Raw genomic sequence first — 16,733 nt, forward strand, 5'->3', positions numbered from 1 at the left:
GCGCATGACGTATTTCCTGCCGCGCCGGTTGCCCCACCCGCGCCTGCACGGCAGGCGCGCGGCGGGACTGTCGCTGCTGGAAATGCTGCTGGTGATCGCACTGATCGCGGCGATCGGCCTGATCACCGCCGCTGGCCTGTCGCGCGGTTTCGCCGGCATGCAGCTGCGCAGCGCCGGCAAGGACATCGCCAGCCAGCTGCGCATGGTGCGCGCGCAGGCAATCGCCCGCGGCGAACCGCAGCGCTTCGTCATCGAGCCGGCGCGGCGGCGCTGGGAGGGCGCCAACCAGCGCCACGGTGAGGTGCCCGCACAGCTGCAGGTGCAGTTCGAAGGCGCCGCGCAGCTGGCCACCGCGCCGGGGCAGGGCGTGATCGAATTTCATCCCGATGGTGGCTCCAGCGGCGGCCGCATCCGGTTGCAGCGCGACGGCGCCGAATGGCGCGTCGACGTCGGCTGGCTCACCGGTGAGGTCCGCTCCGGCCCCTGGCGGGCGCAATGAAGCGGCGCGCGCGTGGCTTCACCCTGCTGGAAGTGATCATCGCCTTCGCCCTGCTGGGCCTGGCGTTGACCCTGCTGCTGGGCAGCCTGTCCGGCGGCGCAAAACAGGTGCGCGATGCCGAGCTGCGCACGCGCGCGGTGCTGCATGCACAGTCGTTGCTGGCCGAGGCCGGCGTTGACGCACCGCTGCAGGTGGGCAGCCAGCAGGGTGACTGGGAACAGGGGCGCTATCACTGGGAACTGCAGGTTCAGCCGTGGGTGGAACCACGCGCTGGCAATGTCGTGCAGGCCTCGTCACCGGGGACCCCATGGCTGGCAGAGCTGCAATTGCAGGTGCGTTGGGGTGACAGCGAGCGCGAGCAGCTGCGCTGGCGCAGCCTGCGCCTGTTGCCGCCCGACCTGGAGAATGCACGGTGAGGCGCCGCGCCGCAGGTTTCACCCTGGTCGAAGTGATGCTGGCCACCGTGCTGCTGGCCGGCGGCCTGGCGTTGGCCTTTGCCAGCGTGCGCTCGGCGATGGCGGTCAGCCAGCGTGGCGAGCAGATCGCCGCCGAGAGCGAACGCATGCGCGCGGTCGAGTCCTTGCTTCGCAGGCAGCTGGCGGGCGCGTTGCGCACCCCGCTTGAGGTTCCGGACCCCACCCGCGAACCGATCTTCTTCCAGGGGGAGGAGCAACGCATGTTGTTCGCCGCCGACCTGCCCGGCTACCTCGGCCGTGGCGGCCCCTACCTGCACGCGCTGCAGGTCGACGGACGCGATGGCCAACAGCGCCTGCTGCTGGACCTGGTGCTGCTGCAGGAAGGCGAGCGCATCGCCGAGAATCCACCGCGCCCGCCCGAGGTGCTGGTGGAGAACCTGAAGTCGGTGCAGCTGCGCTATCGGGGTATCGATGCCAGCACTGAGCAGGTGACCGACTGGATGCCGCGCTGGGACGACACCCGCCGCCTGCCGATGCTGGTGGAGATCCAGATCGTGCCGGCCCGTGGAGCGCCGTGGCCACCGCTGGTGGTGGCGCTGCGCGCCGGTGGCAGCGGAGGCGCGCGATGAGGCGTCAGGCTGGGGCGGCATTGGTGCTGGTGCTGTGGCTGATCGCGTTGATGACCGCGCTGGTCGGCGCATTCGCGCTGAGCGCACGGGTCGAACACCTGCAGCAGCGCGTGCTGGATGACGATGCACGCGGGCAGGAACGTGCGCGTGCCGGCCTCGAATATGCCCTGCTGCGCCTGTCGGCCGATCCGCAGCGCGCGCCCTGGCGTGCCGATGGCCGGACCTATCGCTGGCAGTTCGACGACGCCAGCATCGAGATCAAGGTGCTGGACGAGAACGGCAAGATCAACCTGAACCTGGCCGACGCCGCGCTGCTGGCCGCCTTCCTCAAGGCGCTGGGTGAAGACGATGCCCAGGCCCGGCAGCTGGCGGCGGCCATCATCGACTGGCGTGACGAGGACAGCCTGCTGCAGCCGGGCGGTGGTGCTGAAGCGCAGGACTACGCCGCAGCCGGGTTGCCCTATGGCCCACGCAACAAGCGCTTCGAGACCCTGGGCGAGCTGCAGCGCGTGCTGGGCATGCGCGGCACGCTGTACCGGGCGATGTTGCCGCACCTGACCCTGTACAGCCGCCAGGCCCGGCCGGATCCGCAGTTCGCCAGTGCGCCGGTGCTGAGCGCGCTGGGGCTGGATGCGGACAGGGTGATGGCGCAGCGCGCACAGCAGGAGCGTGATGCAGATTCCGCTGGTGGTACGACAACGCTTGCCAGCAGCAGCGGCACCTATAGTATCGAGTCCGCTGCCATCGACAGCAGTGGACGCAGGTCGGTGTTGCAGGCAGTGGTACGCAGTGGCTCGGGCGGGGTTCCCGGGCGGACCTACACAGTGCTTCGCTGGGAGCAGGGAATGACAGCAAGATGACGGCGTGGCAGGACAGTCTGCGGCAAGTGCAGGGCCGGATCGGCCCGGGTGCTGGCCGCTTCCTGCGCTGGTGGCGGCAGTCGCTGCTGGCCTGGGTACCGGTGCGCTGGCAATGGGCGTTGGGCTGGGGCCAGGCCCGCCTGTTGCTGCAGCCTGAGAGCGACCAGCTGCAGGTCTGGCGTGAGGCCGGTGAACGCCGCGAAGTGGTGGCGCGCCTGCCGTGGCCGCTGTCGCCGGTGGAACTGGACCGGGTACTCGAGCCGCGCCTGCGCAGCCTGCCCCGGGTGTGGCTGCTGCCCGCGGCGGATGTGCTGCGGCGCACGCTGCGCCTGCCCGCCGCGGCGGCTGACCGCCTGCGTGGCGTGGTCGGTTTCGAGATCGACCGGCAGACCCCGTTCGAAGCGTCCCAGGTCAGCTATGACGTGCGTGAACTCGGCGCGGGCGGCGAAGGGCAGTTGCAGGTCGAACTGGTAGCGTGGCCACTGCGGCAGCTGGAAGCATGGCGCACGCGGGTGGGCCAATGGGCCGATGCGCTGGCCGGCGTCGATGCCATCGATGCGCAGGGCAACGTGTTGCAGGTGAACCTGCTGCCGCCCGCGCAGCGCCAATTGCGGCCAGACCCGATGCGGCGCTGGAACCTGCTGCTGGCAGCGGCATCCGTCGTGATGCTGGTACTGGCCGCGGTGCAGTTGCTGGACAACCGCCAGGCCGCCGCCGACGAACTGCGTGCGCAGGTCGAGCGCAGCGCGCGCAGCGCGCGTGGCGTGGCCAGCGAACGCGCGCAGCTGCAGGCGCTGATCGATGGTGCTGCATTCCTTGAGAAGCAGCGCAGCCAGCGCGCCGGTACCGTGGAGATCTGGAACGAACTGACCCGGCGCCTGCCGGAAGGCACCTACCTGGAAAAGCTGGCGATCGAGAACAACAACCTGCAGCTGATCGGCCTGAGCCGCGAAGCATCGCAGCTGGTGCAGCTGCTGCAGGATGCACCGCAGTGGCGCAAGGTCAACCTGACCGGGGTGCTGCAGGCCGATGGCGCGGCCAGTGGCCGCGACCGCTTCACCATGACCGCCGAACTGCAGCCGTTGCCGGCCGCAGCACCGACCCCGGAGGCGGCCGATGCCGATGCCAAGCGCACGCCGTGATCGCTGGTTGGCGCTGGCACTGCTGCTGGCAGTGCTGGGCCTGGCTTATCTGCTGCTGGTGCACCCCTGGTTCACCCAGCCGCTGCGTGCGATCGATGCCGATGTCGCCGCCCTGCGCGAACGCGAGTCGCGCGTGCAGGCGCAGCTGCAGCAGCAGCCGCAGATCGAACAGCGCCTTCGCGCTACCCGCGAGGCACTGCAGCAGCGGCCAGGCTTCCTGCGCGAAGCCACTGCCGAAGCTGCCGCCGCTGCATTGGGCGCCCGGCTGCAGGATGCGGTGGCGATGGCCAGCCCGGGCAACCGCAGCTGCACCATCAGCAACCGCACGCCGCTGACCGACAACCGGCGCGATGCCGAGTTCGTGCGCGTCGCCATGCAGGTGCGCCTGCGCTGCGGCGTGGCCGAACTGGCCACCGTGCTGCACAGCCTCGAAACCGGCAGCCCCCGCCTGTTCGTCGACAACCTCAACCTGATCGCGCAGCGCTTCCAGCAATCGCCGAACGAATCGGGGCTGGGCCTGGATGTGTCCTTCGAGCTGGCCGGCTATCTGCTGCCAGGCGCCGCCGCCGACGGCACGGTACCGGCACCCGCTGCGGCACCGGCACCGTCCACGTCGCCGGCCGAGGCCACGCCTGCGCCCCAGCCGGCGCCCCCGTCCGAAGGGCCGGAGGTGGCCGATGAAGCTTGAGCAGATCAGCCTGCGTACCGGCTTCCTGCTGGCACTGGCCGGCTGGGCGGCGGCGGTCTGGCTGTCAACCGTGTTCGGGCTGGGCAGCCAGCTGCCGGGCGCCGACGGTGATGCCGACGCCGCGCCATCGCTGCCATCGCTGCCGCCGCTGGCGGCCGAGCGCATGGCCAGCGCCGACAGCTACAGCGCGATCGGTGAGCGCCCGCTATTCGCCGAAGACCGCAGGCCGCGGCCCTATCTGCTGGGGGGCAGCGAACCGGCGGCCAGTGCCGCGTTGCGCCTGACCGGCGTGCTGCTGACCGGCGATTTCGGCATGGCCACCTTCACCACCGAACAGAACCGCTCGCTGCGCCTGCGTCTCAACGGCGAAGCCGTGGATGGCTGGCAGCTGGTCGCGCTGCAGCCGCGCCAGGCGACGGTGATCGGCCCCGGTGGCAACCAGGTCCTGGAACTGGCCGTGTTCAACGGCCAGGGCGGTGAGCCGCCGACGGTGCTGCGCGGTGCCAACGGTGTACCGCCTGCAGGTGCGATCGTTGTGCCGCCTTCGGCGGGTGCTCCGCCGGCGCCGTCCCCGGTCGCGGCCACCCCACCGACGCCGCCCGCCGGCAATGCCCCCACACCTGCGGCGTCAGCTGCAAAAACACCACCGGCCAACAACAACGGTCCCAGCGAAGCGCAGATGCAGGCCATCCGCGAACGCATCCAGGCCCGCCGCCGCCAGCTGCAGCAACAGCAGCAACAACCGTCGCCGCCCCCGGGCGATGGCACCAACCGATAGAGTGAATGCATGAACCTGCGTTTTCTTCCCTGGTCCTTTGCCCTCGCGCTGCTGGTCGGCTGCAGTACGGTGTCCGCGCCGCACGTGCAGCGCAACGGCAACCTGTCGCCCAGTGCCGATGCCGGCCAGGCAGCCGACGTCGCCGCCGATGCCGCCCGCGAGAGCCAGGGCGCACCGCAGGCGGTGATCCGCCGCGGCACCGGCACCATGATCAACCGTGAGGCCGCGCGCGCACCGGCACCGGCGCTGCATGGCGCCAGCACCGGCGAGGCCACCTTCAACTTCGAAGGCGAATCGCTGCATGCGGTGGTCAAGGCCATCCTTGGTGACATGCTTGGCCAGAACTACGTGATCGCACCGGGCGTGCAGGGCACGGTCACCCTGGCCACGCCCAAGCCGGTCTCGCCGGCGCAGGCGCTGAACCTGCTGGAGATGGTGCTGGGCTGGAACAACGCACGCATGGTCTACAGCGGTGGGCGCTACAACATCGTCGCCGCCGACCAGGCGCTGGCCGGCACGGTCGCGCCGAGCACCGCGCCGGCGGCCAGCGCACGCGGCTTCGAGGTCCGCGTGGTCCCCTGCAGTTCATCTCGGCCACCGAGATGAAGAAGGTGCTGGAGCCGTATGCGCGCCCCAACGCCATCGTCAACGTGGACAGCGGCCGCAACGTGATCACCCTCGGTGGTACGCGCGCAGAACTGGAAAACTACCTGCGCACCGTCGAGATCTTCGACGTCGACTGGTTGTCGGGCATGTCGGTGGGCGTGTTCCCGATCCAGTCGGGCAAGGCTGAGCAGGTCGCGGCCGACCTGGAAAAGGTGTTCGGCGAAGAGAGCAAGACGCCCAGTGCTGGCATGTTCCGTTTCCTGCCGCTGGAGAACGCCAACGCCGTGCTGGTGATCACGCCGCAGGTACGCTACCTGGACCAGATCCAGCAGTGGCTGGATCGCATCGACACCGCAGGTGGCAGCGCCCGCCTGTTCTCCTACGAGCTGCGCTACATCAAGGCACGCGACCTGGCCGAGCGCCTCAGCGAGGCCTTCGCCAGCAGTGGCAACCGCGGCGGCTCCGGCCCGGCCTCGCTGGCACCGGGCGCCATCCCGTCGCAGCTGGGCGGTGACGGCGATCGTGGCATGGACAACAACAGCAGCACCCTCGGCTCGACGCTGGGCGGGAGCAGTGGCAGTAGCAGCAGCAACGGCAGCCTGAACCTGCCGCAGCGCCAGCCCGGCAACGTCAGTGTCAGCCTGGAAGTGGAGGGCGACCGCGTCGGCGTGTCGGCGGTGGAGGAGACCAACACCCTGCTGGTTCGCTCGACGCCGCAGGCCTGGCGCTCGATCCGCGAGGTGATCGAGAAGCTGGACGTGATGCCGCTGCAGGTGCACATCGAGGCACAGGTGGCCGAAGTCGCGCTGACCGGTGACCTGAAGTATGGCGTGAACTGGTTCTTCGACAACGCCGTGGCTGGTCGCGCGCTGACCGGCGCACTGGCAGGCCTGACCCTGCCGCCGGCAGCGGGCGGTTCGTGGAATACCTTCGCCGGCGGTGTCACCGGCAACGACGGCGTGGGCTGGGCGTTCACCGGCCACAACGCGGCCGCCGTGGTCAGCGCGCTGGACAAGGTCACCGACCTGCGCCTGCTGCAGACACCGTCGGTGTTCGTGCGCAACAACGCCGAGGCCACGCTCAACGTTGGCGACAAGGTGCCGATCAACACCACCACGGTGAACACCGGCGTGGGCACCAGCACCTACAGCTCGGTGCAGTACATCGACACGGGCGTGATCCTCAAGGTACGCCCGCGCGTGACCCGCGATGGCACGGTGTTCCTGGATATCGTGCAGGAGGTCAGCAGCGCCTCCGACGTGCCGGACGCCTGCAACCCGAACGAGCGCAACTGCAACCCGCGCATCTCGACCAAGAAGCTGTCCACCGAAGCGGCGGTACAGAGCGGCGACACCATCATGCTGGCGGGCCTGATCACCGACTCGGCCACCGATGGCAGCAGCGGCATTCCGGGCCTGAGCAGGATTCCGGTGGTCGGTGCGTTGTTCGGGCAGAAGACCCGCACCAGCCGTCGTTCGGAAGTGATCGTGCTGCTGACCCCGACCATCGTCCGCAACAGCCAGGAATCGCGCAACCTGACCGATGAGTACAGCAAGCGCTTCCGCGCGATGGAGCCGCTGAACCAGCCGCGCGCGAAGAAGTAAGGGGTTTACGGCCGGGCGGCGCCCGGCACCCGCAGAGGCTGAAGCTGGAGCAACGGCAACAGCAACAGCAACAGCAACAGCAACAGCGGGTTTACTGAGGGATGGCGGGGCACTGTGGGTTTGCGGGGACGCCGTGAATACGTCCATGTAGGCTTGGTCGCCGCATCCATGCGGCTCACACCCCGCAAACCCACAGTGCCCCGCCTTCGACAGTTTCCTGCTGCTGTTGGTAGGTGTCGACCTTGGTCGACACGATCCACGCCATGCGTGGATGACTCTCCATCGAAATCGAATATTTCGAGATCCGAAACATCTGAGCCGAGCATGGCTCGGCTCTACAGAAGGTAGGGCCGACAGATCGCGGAAAACTGTCGAAGGCGGGGTGGGTCCGGTTGTGGGGGCGTGAGCCGCATGGATGCGGCGACCGAGCCTACAGGGACGTATTTACGGCGTCCCCCGCAACCGGACCCACCCCGCCATCCCCCAGGAACCCAGCTTTTGCTCCGGCTGTTGCTTCGGCTCTGGCTCTGGCTCTGGCCTCTGCGGGTGCCGGGTGCAACCCGGCCGATACCCTCCCGGTGCTACGCTGTGGCCACCGACAACCACGGAGGCGGGATGGGGGCGATCGTGTTGTTGCCGCTGTGCGTGGACGATGCCGCGCTTGATCGCTGCCTGGCCGCACTGGATGCCGGCACCGCGCCGGGCACCCCGGTCTGGCTGGCCGATGACGCGCAGGCAGGGCCGCGTGCGCAGGCCGTGGTCGAGCACTGGTTGGCGCATACGCCGCTGCAGGCCGAGTACACCCGGCGCGCGCGCCCACTGGGCGAGGTTGCCCATCTGGACGAGATGCTGCGCGCCTGCGATGGCCTGGACGTGGCCGTGCTGGCGCCGGACAGCGTGCCGTCGCCCGGTTGGTTGCAGCAGTTGCAGGATGCCTTCGCCCGCGATGCCGCCATTGCCACCGCGACCCCCTGGTGCAATGCCGGCGAGACCGCGGCGTGGCCACGGCTGGGCGAGATCAATCCCGAACCCCATGACCCGGCCTTGCTGGCGCATACCTGCGCCACGTTGCCGACGCTTCACCCGGAGCTGCCATCGGCGGTCACCCACGCGGTGCTGGTACGTGGCAACGCTCGCCGCCGTGCCGGTGGCCTGGACGTGGACAGCTATGCCGGCTGGAATGCCGCGCTGGTCGACCTGAGCCTGCGCATGGCGGGCCTGGGGTGGCGCAACGTGTTGTGCGAGACCGCGTTCGTCGGCCGGGCAGGAGAGGCGGTCAGCCGCGATGGCGATCTGGAGGCCCTGGCCGCGCGCTGGCCGGCCTGGGTGCCGCGGCTGGCCGATTTCCTGATGCACGATCCACTGCACGGTCTGCGTGCCGACCTGCAGCAGCGCATGCGGCAGGCGATAATGCCGAAGGAACAGGGCGACCTGTTCGTCCCGCCCGCGCCGGAGCCTCCCGTTTGAATGCAGCCATTGCCGCCATCGTCGTCACCTACCAGAGTGGCAGCACCATCGATGCCTGCCTGTCGCGCCTGCGCCAGGCGCAGGACATCGCCGAGATCCGGGTGATCGACAATGGTTCGCTGGATGGCACGCTGGACATCGTGCAGCGGCACGCCAGCCATGACCCGCGCGTGCGCTTCGTCGGCAATCCGGACAATCCCGGCTTTGCCGCCGCCAACAACCAGGGCGTGGCCGACTCGCACAGCCCATGGCTGGCCTTCATCAACCCGGACCTGATGATTGAGCCGGACACCCTGACCGAACTGCGCAGCCGTGGTGAGGTGCTGGGCGATTGCCTGCTGGGCGTGGAGCAGGTGGACGAGCACGGCCACGCCGATGAAGCGGTGCGCCGTCGCGATCCGGATTTCCTGCTGATGCTGCGCTCGCCGGGCAAGGGTTCGAAGCTGGCGGTTCCGCGCGATCCGCACCAGGCCGTGCAGCCGGTGCCGGCGTTGTCCGGTGCGCTGCTGATGATGCCGCGTACCCTGTTCGAGCGCATCGGTGGCTGGGATGCGGGTTACCGCCTGCATGCCGAGGACCTGGATCTGTGCCGCCGCGCACGCGAGGCCGGCGCGGTGGTGGCGATCGCCAACGACCTGCAGGTTACCCATGTGCGCGGCGTCTCCAGCCGTTCGCGGCCATTCTTCGTGGAATGGCACAAGCACAGGGGGCTGTGGCGTTACTTCCAGAAGTTCGAGGCCAGGCAGCGCTCGCTGCCGGTACGCGTTGCGGTGTGGGCCGCGATCTGGGCGCATGCGGCGATGCTGGTGCCGCGCCTGCTGCGCAGGTCGTTGTAGCGCCGCAGGAGCATCCACGCATGGCGTGGATCTACCAATGCTGTTCCCCGTGAGCCGAGCGTGGCCGGAGGCACCCCGGTTCACCCTGCCGGGCGCATAATCCGCCCCATGCCTATCATCCAGTCCCTGCTCGACACCGACCTGTACAAGTTCACCATGATGCAGGCGGTGCTGCACCAGCACCCGGCGCCCAGGTGCAGTACCGGTTCAAGTGCCGTACGCCCGGCATCGACCTGGCCCGCTACATCGACCAGATCGACGAAGAAATCGACCACCTGTGCAGCCTGCGCTTCAGTGACGCGGAGCTGGACTACATGCGTGGCCTGCGCTTCGTGAAGCCGGATTTCGCCGATTTCCTCGGCCTGTTCCACCTCGACCGCAAGTACATCCAACTGCGTGCGTCGACGGCCGTGCCCGGCGAGATCGAACTGGACATCACCGGCCCGTGGCTGCACACCATCCTGTTTGAAGTGCCGCTGCTGGCGATCATCAACGAAGTCTGGTTCCGCAACACCACCACGGCCGACTTCGCCGAAGGCGAGCGCCGCCTGCAGGCCAAGGCCGCGCTGCTGCGCGATACCCCCGGCTTCGAACAATGCCGCATCGCCGACTATGGCAGCCGTCGCCGCTACTCGCGTGACTGGCATGCCCGGCTGCTGCCGCTGCTGCGCGACGCGCTCGGCCCGCAGCTGGTCGGCACCAGCAACGTCCACTTCGCGCGCCTGTACGGCATGACCCCGCACGGCACCATGGCCCACGAGTACCTGCAGGCGTTCCAGGCGCTCGGCCCGCGCCTGCGTGATTCGCAGGTGGCGGCACTGGAATCCTGGGCGCGCGAGTACCGCGGCGACCTCGGCATCGCGTTGTCCGATGTGGTCGGCCTGGACGCGTTCCTGCGCGACTTCGACATGTATTTCTGCAAGCTGTTCGACGGTGTGCGCCATGACTCAGGCGATCCGTTCGACTGGGGTGACCGCATGCTGGCGCACTTCCAGCAGCGCCGGGTCGATCCGCGCAGCAAGGTGCTGGTGTTCAGCGATGGGCTCGACATCGCCAAGGTCATGCGCCTGTACGACTACTTCCGCGGTCGCTGCCAGGTCGCGTTCGGTGTCGGCACCCACCTGACCAATGACCTGGGCCCGACACCGCTCAACATCGTCATCAAGATGGTCCGCTGCAACGGCCAGCCGGTGGCCAAGCTCAGCGATTCGCCGGGCAAGAGCATGTGCGACGACCCGGGCTACCTGGCCTACCTGCGCCAGGTCTTCGAGCTGCCGCCGGCGTAAATACGTCGGCTTACAGGTAGTCGACCACCACCAGGTAGGCGCCCTGCAGCGGCTGCTGCTTCGAAGCCTGCACGCTGTAACGCTCGGAGAAGGCGATATCGCCGGCGCGCATCGCGCTGGCCGACACCGACAGCTTCTGGCCCTGGCGCTTGCCATCGCGCAGCGTCGCGGCCTGGCCATCGGCCAGTGCCGTCACTTCCACCGTCGAGCCCTTGGCCGACGGCGGGCAGGCCGCCAGGCTCAGCTCACCCTGGGACAGGTTCGTCGTGCAGCCCGGCTCGGCGATGCGGCCGCTGAAACGGATGCTGCCGCTGCTGGCCTGGGCCAGCGCACTGACGGACATCAGGGCCACACACAGCAGAATGGAATTCCTCATGACACGTTCTCTGGTTCGGTGTGTCCTAGTTAGCGACAGGTTCGATCCGCCTTTAATAGGACAAATCCGAATCTGCTAGGGCCATCACCAAGAAAGAGTGATGCGCATCAAATAAGGCGATTTCCGGCTGAAAAAGGCCTGTTTCCGCGCCTGCCGAACGCGCCTCTCAACGCGTCATCCACGGTCGGCCGCGACCTGGCGGCCCCGTCGTCAAATCTTTCACGCCTCCCAGGCGCAGATTCCGCCTATCACGTCACATTTAGAGCGTCAATGAATTGGCGTTCAGAAAAATAATGAGACTTTCATCACATTTGTGCATATACTTGCGTCACGGATTCAGGGGAAGGTATGTCCGAGTCCGGCCACAGGTGAGACGCAAGGATGGGTCTTGTTAGCCCGGCAGTGCTCCTTGCTTCCTCCTCTACTTCTCATCTCTTCAGTAGGGTTAGGTAAAAGCGAATGCACAAGATCAACCTCATTGCCGCTCTGATGCTGGCCGCCGCTCCGCTGGCCGCCAACGCCGCCGACGGCACCATCACCTTCAATGGCAAGGTGACCGACAAGACCTGCACCATCTCGACCCCGGGCGGCAAGGACTTCGCCGTGACCCTGCCGACCGTGTCGAAGAACACCCTGGCTACCGCCGGTGCCGTTGCGGGCCGTACCCCGTTCGCCATCAACCTGACCAAGTGCAGCGCCGGCAACGTCGCCACCTACTTCGAGCCGGGTTCGACCGTCGACTTCAACAGCGGCCGCCTGGTCAACCAGGCCTCGGCCAACGCTGCCACCAACGTGCAGCTGCAGCTGCTGGGCTCGAACAACCAGTTCCTCCCGATCAAGGCGGCTGGCGCTGGCCTGGCCCAGACCAACTCGCAGTGGGTCACCGTCGGCACCGACGGCTCGGCCGACCTGAACTACTACGCTGAGTACTACGCCACTGCCGCCGCCACCCCGGGCGACGTCACCAGCAGCGTCAAGTACACGATCATCTACAACTGATCGTAGCCGTACCCGCATTGGCCGGCGTACGCGCCGGCCAGTGCTCCGCGGCCCTTGGCCACACCCCTCGAGCGTAGTACTTCCGATGAAAGCACTCTTTCCCCGGGCGCTGCTGCTGGCAGCGTTCACGCTGCCCCTCTGCCAGAACGCACTGGCCGGCGTGGTGGTCAATGGCACGCGGGTGATCTACCCGGCACAGGCACGCGAAGTCACCGTGCAGGTCGACAACGTGGGCGACTCGCCCGCACTGGTCCAGGCCTGGATCGACAGTGGAGACGCCAACCAGACCGCCGATACCAGCGATGCTCCGTTCGTGCTGACGCCGCCGATCGCGCGCGTCGAGCCGGGCCGCAGCCAGGCGCTGCGCCTGATCTTCTCCGGCGCGCAGCTGCCGACCGATCACGAGACGGTGTTCTGGCTCAATGTGCTGGACGTACCGCCGTCGCCGGACAACGCCGACAGTGGTGACCAGAATTACCTGCAGGTTGCGTTCCGTTCGCGCCTGAAGCTTTTCTACCGGCCGCAGGGCCTGAAGGGCGTCGCCAACGACGCACCGGCAGCGCTGCGCTGGACCCGCAATGGCGACCGCCTGCGGGTGGAAAACCCGAGCCCCTTCCACGTCACTCTGGCCGAAGTGCATGCCGTGACCGGCAGCGGCGAAAAGGCCGTCGAGGACAAGGGCGCGATGGTCGCGCCGAAGCAGAGCCTGGAGTTCGCCGCGCCGGCGGGCACCAACCAGGTGCGCTTCATCACCATCAACGATTACGGCGGCCGGGTCGAGCACACCGTCCGCCTCGACAGCACCGGGAGCTGAACGCGCCGCGCCGGCCAAGGGCCTGCGCATCCCGCCACCGCCGCCGTGCGGCGAATTGAAGGAATGTCAGTGTGATCGGAAACAGATTGACATTGTCGATCCATCAGGCGCTTTGCCTGCTGGTTGTTGGCGCGGCCTGCCCAGGATGGGCGCTGGCTGCACCGGCCAATCTCGGCGAACAGGCGCTGATGGCGCAGAGTGGTGCGGCCAACGCGCGTGCACCGGAATCGGCCCAGTTCAATTCGAGCTTCCTGTCCGGCCAGGCCAAGCAGGTCGACCTGGCTGCCTTCAGCAACGGCAACCCGATGGTGGCCGGCAGTTACCGTGTCGATGTCTACGTCAACGGTGCCTGGCAGGGCCGTCGTGACCTGCAGTTCAAGGCCGATGCACAGGGCCGTGTCGACGCCTGCCTGCCGCTGCCGATGCTGGAAGAAATGGGCGTGGACAGCGAGGCCGTGCTGCTGCAGCAGGACCCGACGCTGCCGACCGACACGACCAGCTGCGTGCCGGTGCAGCAGCGCATGGCCAACGCCTATGGTGTCTACGACAGCGGCAACCTGCGCTACGACCTCAGCATCCCGCAGGTGTTCCTGCGCCGTGAGGCACGCGGCTACGTCAACCCGGCGCTGTGGGACCGCGGCATCAATGCCGGTTTCGTCGGCTACAGCTTCAATGCCATCGACAGCAACAGCCGTGTCGAAGGTGGCCAGCGCAACCGCAGTGCCTATCTCGGCCTCAATGCCGGCCTGAACCTGGGTGGCTGGCAGTTCCGCCACGACTCCAACCTGACCTGGTCCGAGGGTGACGGCCGCCATTGGCAGAGCATCGCCACCTACGCACAGCGCGGCATCCCGCAGGTGCGCGGCATGCTCACCATCGGTGAGGCCTACACCACCGGCGAGCTGTTCGACTCGATCGGCTACCGCGGTGCCAGCCTGGCCAGCGACGATCGCATGCTGCCCGATTCGCTGCGCGGTTACGCGCCGGTGGTGCGCGGCATCGCCGAGACCAACGCACGCATCGAAGTGCGCCAGAACCAGCAGCTGATCTACTCCTCCACCGTTTCGCCGGGCAACTTCGTCATCGATGACCTGTACCCGACCGGCTACGGCGGAGACCTGGAAGTGAGCGTGATCGAGGCCGATGGCCGCCGCCGCGAATTCAAGGTGCCGTTCGGCTCGGTGCCGCAGATGCTGCGCGAAGGCGTGTCGCGTTACTCGCTGACCGCCGGCCAAGTGCGCAACAAGCTGCTGGCCGACGAACCCTGGCTGGTGCAGGGCACCTACCAGCGCGGCATCGGCAACCAGCTGACCCTGTACGGCGGCAGCGCGCTGAGCGATGGCTACCTGTCGCTGCTGTACGGTGTCGGCCTGTCCACGCGGGTCGGTGCCTTCGCGGCAGACGTCACCCATGCACGCACCTCGTTCGACCACTACGGCAGCCACACCGGCGCCAGCGTGCGCTTGAGCTACAGCAACATGATCGGTGAGACCGGCACCAACCTGACCCTGGCCGCCTACCGTTACTCGACCGAAGGTTTCTACAGCCTGCAGGACGCGCTGTATGGCCGTGACTCGGACAAGCGCGGCATCGATCCGACCACCCGTGGTCGCCAGCGCAGCCAGTTCCAGGTGACCTTGAACCAGCCGCTGGGCCGTCGTGGCGGTGCGCTGTACGTGACCGGTTCGGTGCGTGACTTCTATGACCGCTCCGGCACCTCCAAGCAGTACCAGGTGGGCTACAACAACGCCTGGCGTTCGGTGAACTACGGCTTCTCGGCGCTGCGCACCGAAGAAGGCGTGCTCGGCCGTTCCGACACCCAGTACCTGCTGTCGATGAGCGTGCCGCTGGGCCGTGGTACCCACCCGGTGTCGTTCAGTGCCGATCTGGGCGTGCGCGACCGCGGTGGCTACGACAACAGCCGCGTCGGCATCACCGGTTCGGCCGGCGTCGACAACAACTTCAGCTACGGCGTGGCCCTGTCCGATTCCCGCGAGGGTGGCACCACGGCGGTCGGCAATGCCGAATACCGCAGCCGCTACTCCGCGTTGAATGCCACCTACAGCCACTCGCGTGATTTCCGTCAGGCCTCCGTCGGTGCCAACGGCAGCGTGGTGGTGCATCCGGGCGGCTTCACTTTCACCCCGCAGCGTGGCGACACCATGGTGCTGGTCGAGGCACCGGGCGCGCGCGATGCGATCGTCAGCAACGCCCCGGGCCTGCGCGTCGATGGCCGCGGCTACGCCGTGGTGCCGTACGTGTCGCCGTACCGCCTCAACACCGTCACCCTCGATCCGCAGGGCATGGCCCACGACGTCGAGCTGGAAAGCACCAGCCAGTCGATCGCACCGTTCGCCGGTGCCATCAGCTACCTGCGCTTCGATACCCGCAAGGGCAACGCGTTGCTGATCCAGGTACGCAACCCGGATGGCCGCAGCATGCCGTTCGGTGCACAGGTCAAGGATGAGCAGGGCCAGCCGGTCGGCATGGTCAGCCAGGGCGGCCGCCTGTACGTGCGCAGTGAAAACAACCAGGGCCGCCTGCTGGTGGAGTGGGGCGCCGGTGCCGACCAGCGCTGCACCATCGATTACCAGGTTCCGGCGGGCGCCGATGCGTCCAAGACCGGCTTCATTCCGCTGGAGGCAGCATGCCGATGATTTCTTCCCGTGGCCGCAAGGCGCTGACGGCCCTTGTACTGCTGGGTGGCGCACTGCTGGCACAGCAGGCCAGCGCGTCGTGCCGCATCCAGTCCAGCTGGTTCACCGCGCAGGACGTGACCATGGACATGGGCCAGATCGTGATCCTGCCCAGCACGCCGGTCGGTGGCGTGATCAAGGAGATCAGCGAACCGATCAACCAGCAGAACAGCGTGGCACGCTGCGACTGGTCCGGTGGCCGTTCCATCGGCGAGTACGTCAACGCCGCGCAGAAGCGTCCGGTGGCCGGCTTCTCGAACGTCTATGAAACCGATGTGGCGGGCGTGGGCATCCGCCTGTACCGCGACTCCGGCGCGATCCAGACCTACTATCCGCACACCATCAACTTCGCCAGCAACAGCACCATCTCGCTGGTCGGAGGCACGTTCCGCATCCAGCTGATCAAGACTGCGGCACAGACAGGCTCGGGCGTGATCGCGCCGAACGGCCGCTTCACCACGTACTACTTCGACGGTGATGGCCCCGGTCGCCCGGTGTTGACCTCCACCTTCAAGGGCTCGGGCACCACCGTGGTCAGCCCGACCTGCGAAGTGCAGGCCGGCAGCCGCAACATCGCCGTCGACTTCGGCAGCGTGCCCAACACCACCTTCACCGGTGTCGGTTCGCGCGCGGTCGATCGTGATTTCGAGATCCGCCTGAACTGCCAGGGCAGCAATGTTGCCGCCTACCAGAGCAAGATCGGCATCCGCCTCGATGCCGACCAGGACAGCTCGAACATGCCGGGTGTGCTGAAGCTCAGCGCAGCCAGCAACAGCGCCACCCGCATCGGCATCCAGATGGTCCAGCGCGTTGGCACCACCGAGCGCGAAGTGCGCTTCGGCCAGACCATCAACGTCGGCACCACCGCGCCGGGGACCAGCGTCATGGCGCTGCCGCTGCGCGCGCGCTATGTGCAGACCCAGGCCGGTACGGTGGGTGCGGGTGTCGCGAACGGCCAGGCCACCTTCACCATCCAGTACGAGTAAGGCCGCCCGGGCGGCTGTCCCTGCTGCGTTCCGCCGCAACGTCGCCCGTCC

Annotated in this window: 14 protein-coding genes and 2 pseudogenes; 15 read left to right on the top strand and 1 reads right to left on the bottom strand. The window is 67.8% G+C overall.

What is annotated here, in order from left to right:
• Positions 1-4 precede the first annotated feature (4 nt).
• The 11 genes and pseudogenes from xpsH (at position 5) to pncB (ending at position 10,811) form a co-directional block, all read left to right on the top strand.
• Positions 5-499 carry a type II secretion system protein XpsH gene (gene xpsH / locus DL544_RS02835; RefSeq protein WP_049417201.1) on the top strand — a complete coding sequence of 165 codons (495 nt, stop codon included), beginning with the start codon at positions 5-7 and terminating at the stop codon, positions 497-499.
• A complete protein-coding gene (gene xpsI, locus DL544_RS02840) occupies positions 496-915 on the top strand; it encodes a type II secretion system protein XpsI (RefSeq protein ID WP_139726717.1) in 420 nt (139 codons plus the stop codon). The genes xpsH and xpsI overlap by 4 nt, the downstream gene beginning before the upstream one ends.
• On the top strand, positions 912-1,544 hold the full coding sequence (locus DL544_RS02845) for a type II secretion system protein J (RefSeq protein WP_139726718.1): 633 nt from the start codon (positions 912-914) through the stop codon (positions 1,542-1,544). The genes xpsI and DL544_RS02845 overlap by 4 nt, the downstream gene beginning before the upstream one ends.
• Positions 1,541-2,404: a type II secretion system minor pseudopilin gene (locus DL544_RS02850; protein WP_139726719.1), complete on the top strand. Its 864-nt coding sequence runs from the start codon at positions 1,541-1,543 to the stop codon at positions 2,402-2,404. Before DL544_RS02845 ends, DL544_RS02850 begins: the two co-directional genes overlap by 4 nt.
• Complete coding sequence (locus DL544_RS02855; RefSeq protein WP_139726720.1) at positions 2,401-3,546, top strand: PilN domain-containing protein; 1,146 nt, start codon at positions 2,401-2,403, stop codon at positions 3,544-3,546. The genes DL544_RS02850 and DL544_RS02855 overlap by 4 nt, the downstream gene beginning before the upstream one ends.
• A complete protein-coding gene (gene gspM / locus DL544_RS02860) occupies positions 3,527-4,234 on the top strand; it encodes a type II secretion system protein GspM (RefSeq protein WP_231114026.1) in 708 nt (235 codons plus the stop codon). Before DL544_RS02855 ends, gspM begins: the two co-directional genes overlap by 20 nt.
• Positions 4,224-5,012 (top strand): general secretion pathway protein GspN, encoded by a 789-nt coding sequence (locus DL544_RS02865; protein WP_065186244.1) that lies wholly within the window; start codon positions 4,224-4,226, stop codon positions 5,010-5,012. The genes gspM and DL544_RS02865 overlap by 11 nt, the downstream gene beginning before the upstream one ends.
• A gap of 9 nt (positions 5,013-5,021) precedes the next feature.
• A pseudogene (gene gspD / locus DL544_RS02870) lies at positions 5,022-7,222 on the top strand (type II secretion system secretin GspD).
• Between the two features lie 615 nt (positions 7,223-7,837).
• Complete coding sequence (locus tag DL544_RS02875; RefSeq protein WP_065186242.1) at positions 7,838-8,689, top strand: glycosyltransferase family 2 protein; 852 nt, start codon at positions 7,838-7,840, stop codon at positions 8,687-8,689.
• On the top strand, positions 8,686-9,525 hold the full coding sequence (locus DL544_RS02880; RefSeq protein WP_065179816.1) for a glycosyltransferase family 2 protein: 840 nt from the start codon (positions 8,686-8,688) through the stop codon (positions 9,523-9,525). The genes DL544_RS02875 and DL544_RS02880 overlap by 4 nt, the downstream gene beginning before the upstream one ends.
• A 108-nt stretch (positions 9,526-9,633) precedes the next feature.
• A pseudogene (gene pncB / locus DL544_RS02885) lies at positions 9,634-10,811 on the top strand (nicotinate phosphoribosyltransferase).
• Positions 10,812-10,821: 10 nt separating this feature from the next.
• Here the strand turns inward: pncB and DL544_RS02890 are convergent.
• A complete protein-coding gene (locus tag DL544_RS02890; RefSeq protein WP_049414538.1) occupies positions 10,822-11,187 on the bottom strand; it encodes a hypothetical protein in 366 nt (121 codons plus the stop codon).
• A gap of 459 nt (positions 11,188-11,646) precedes the next feature.
• On the opposite strand from DL544_RS02890, the gene DL544_RS02895 reads away from it, so the two are divergent.
• From DL544_RS02895 to DL544_RS02910, 4 genes are all read left to right on the top strand, one after another.
• Positions 11,647-12,186: a fimbrial protein gene (locus DL544_RS02895; protein ID WP_005415238.1), complete on the top strand. Its 540-nt coding sequence runs from the start codon at positions 11,647-11,649 to the stop codon at positions 12,184-12,186.
• Between the two features lie 85 nt (positions 12,187-12,271).
• The gene (locus DL544_RS02900) at positions 12,272-13,000 is read left to right on the top strand and encodes a fimbrial biogenesis chaperone (RefSeq protein ID WP_065186240.1); all 729 of its coding nucleotides are present in this window, start codon (positions 12,272-12,274) and stop codon (positions 12,998-13,000) included.
• A gap of 92 nt (positions 13,001-13,092) precedes the next feature.
• On the top strand, positions 13,093-15,657 hold the full coding sequence (locus DL544_RS02905) for a fimbria/pilus outer membrane usher protein (protein WP_139728061.1): 2,565 nt from the start codon (positions 13,093-13,095) through the stop codon (positions 15,655-15,657).
• Positions 15,648-16,682, top strand: coding sequence for a fimbrial protein (locus DL544_RS02910; protein WP_111128421.1), 1,035 nt, complete (start codon positions 15,648-15,650; stop codon positions 16,680-16,682). Before DL544_RS02905 ends, DL544_RS02910 begins: the two co-directional genes overlap by 10 nt.
• Positions 16,683-16,733: the final 51 nt, after the last annotated feature.

Source organism: Stenotrophomonas sp. pho, assembly GCF_006228405.1.
Taxonomy (GTDB): domain Bacteria; phylum Pseudomonadota; class Gammaproteobacteria; order Xanthomonadales; family Xanthomonadaceae; genus Stenotrophomonas; species Stenotrophomonas sepilia.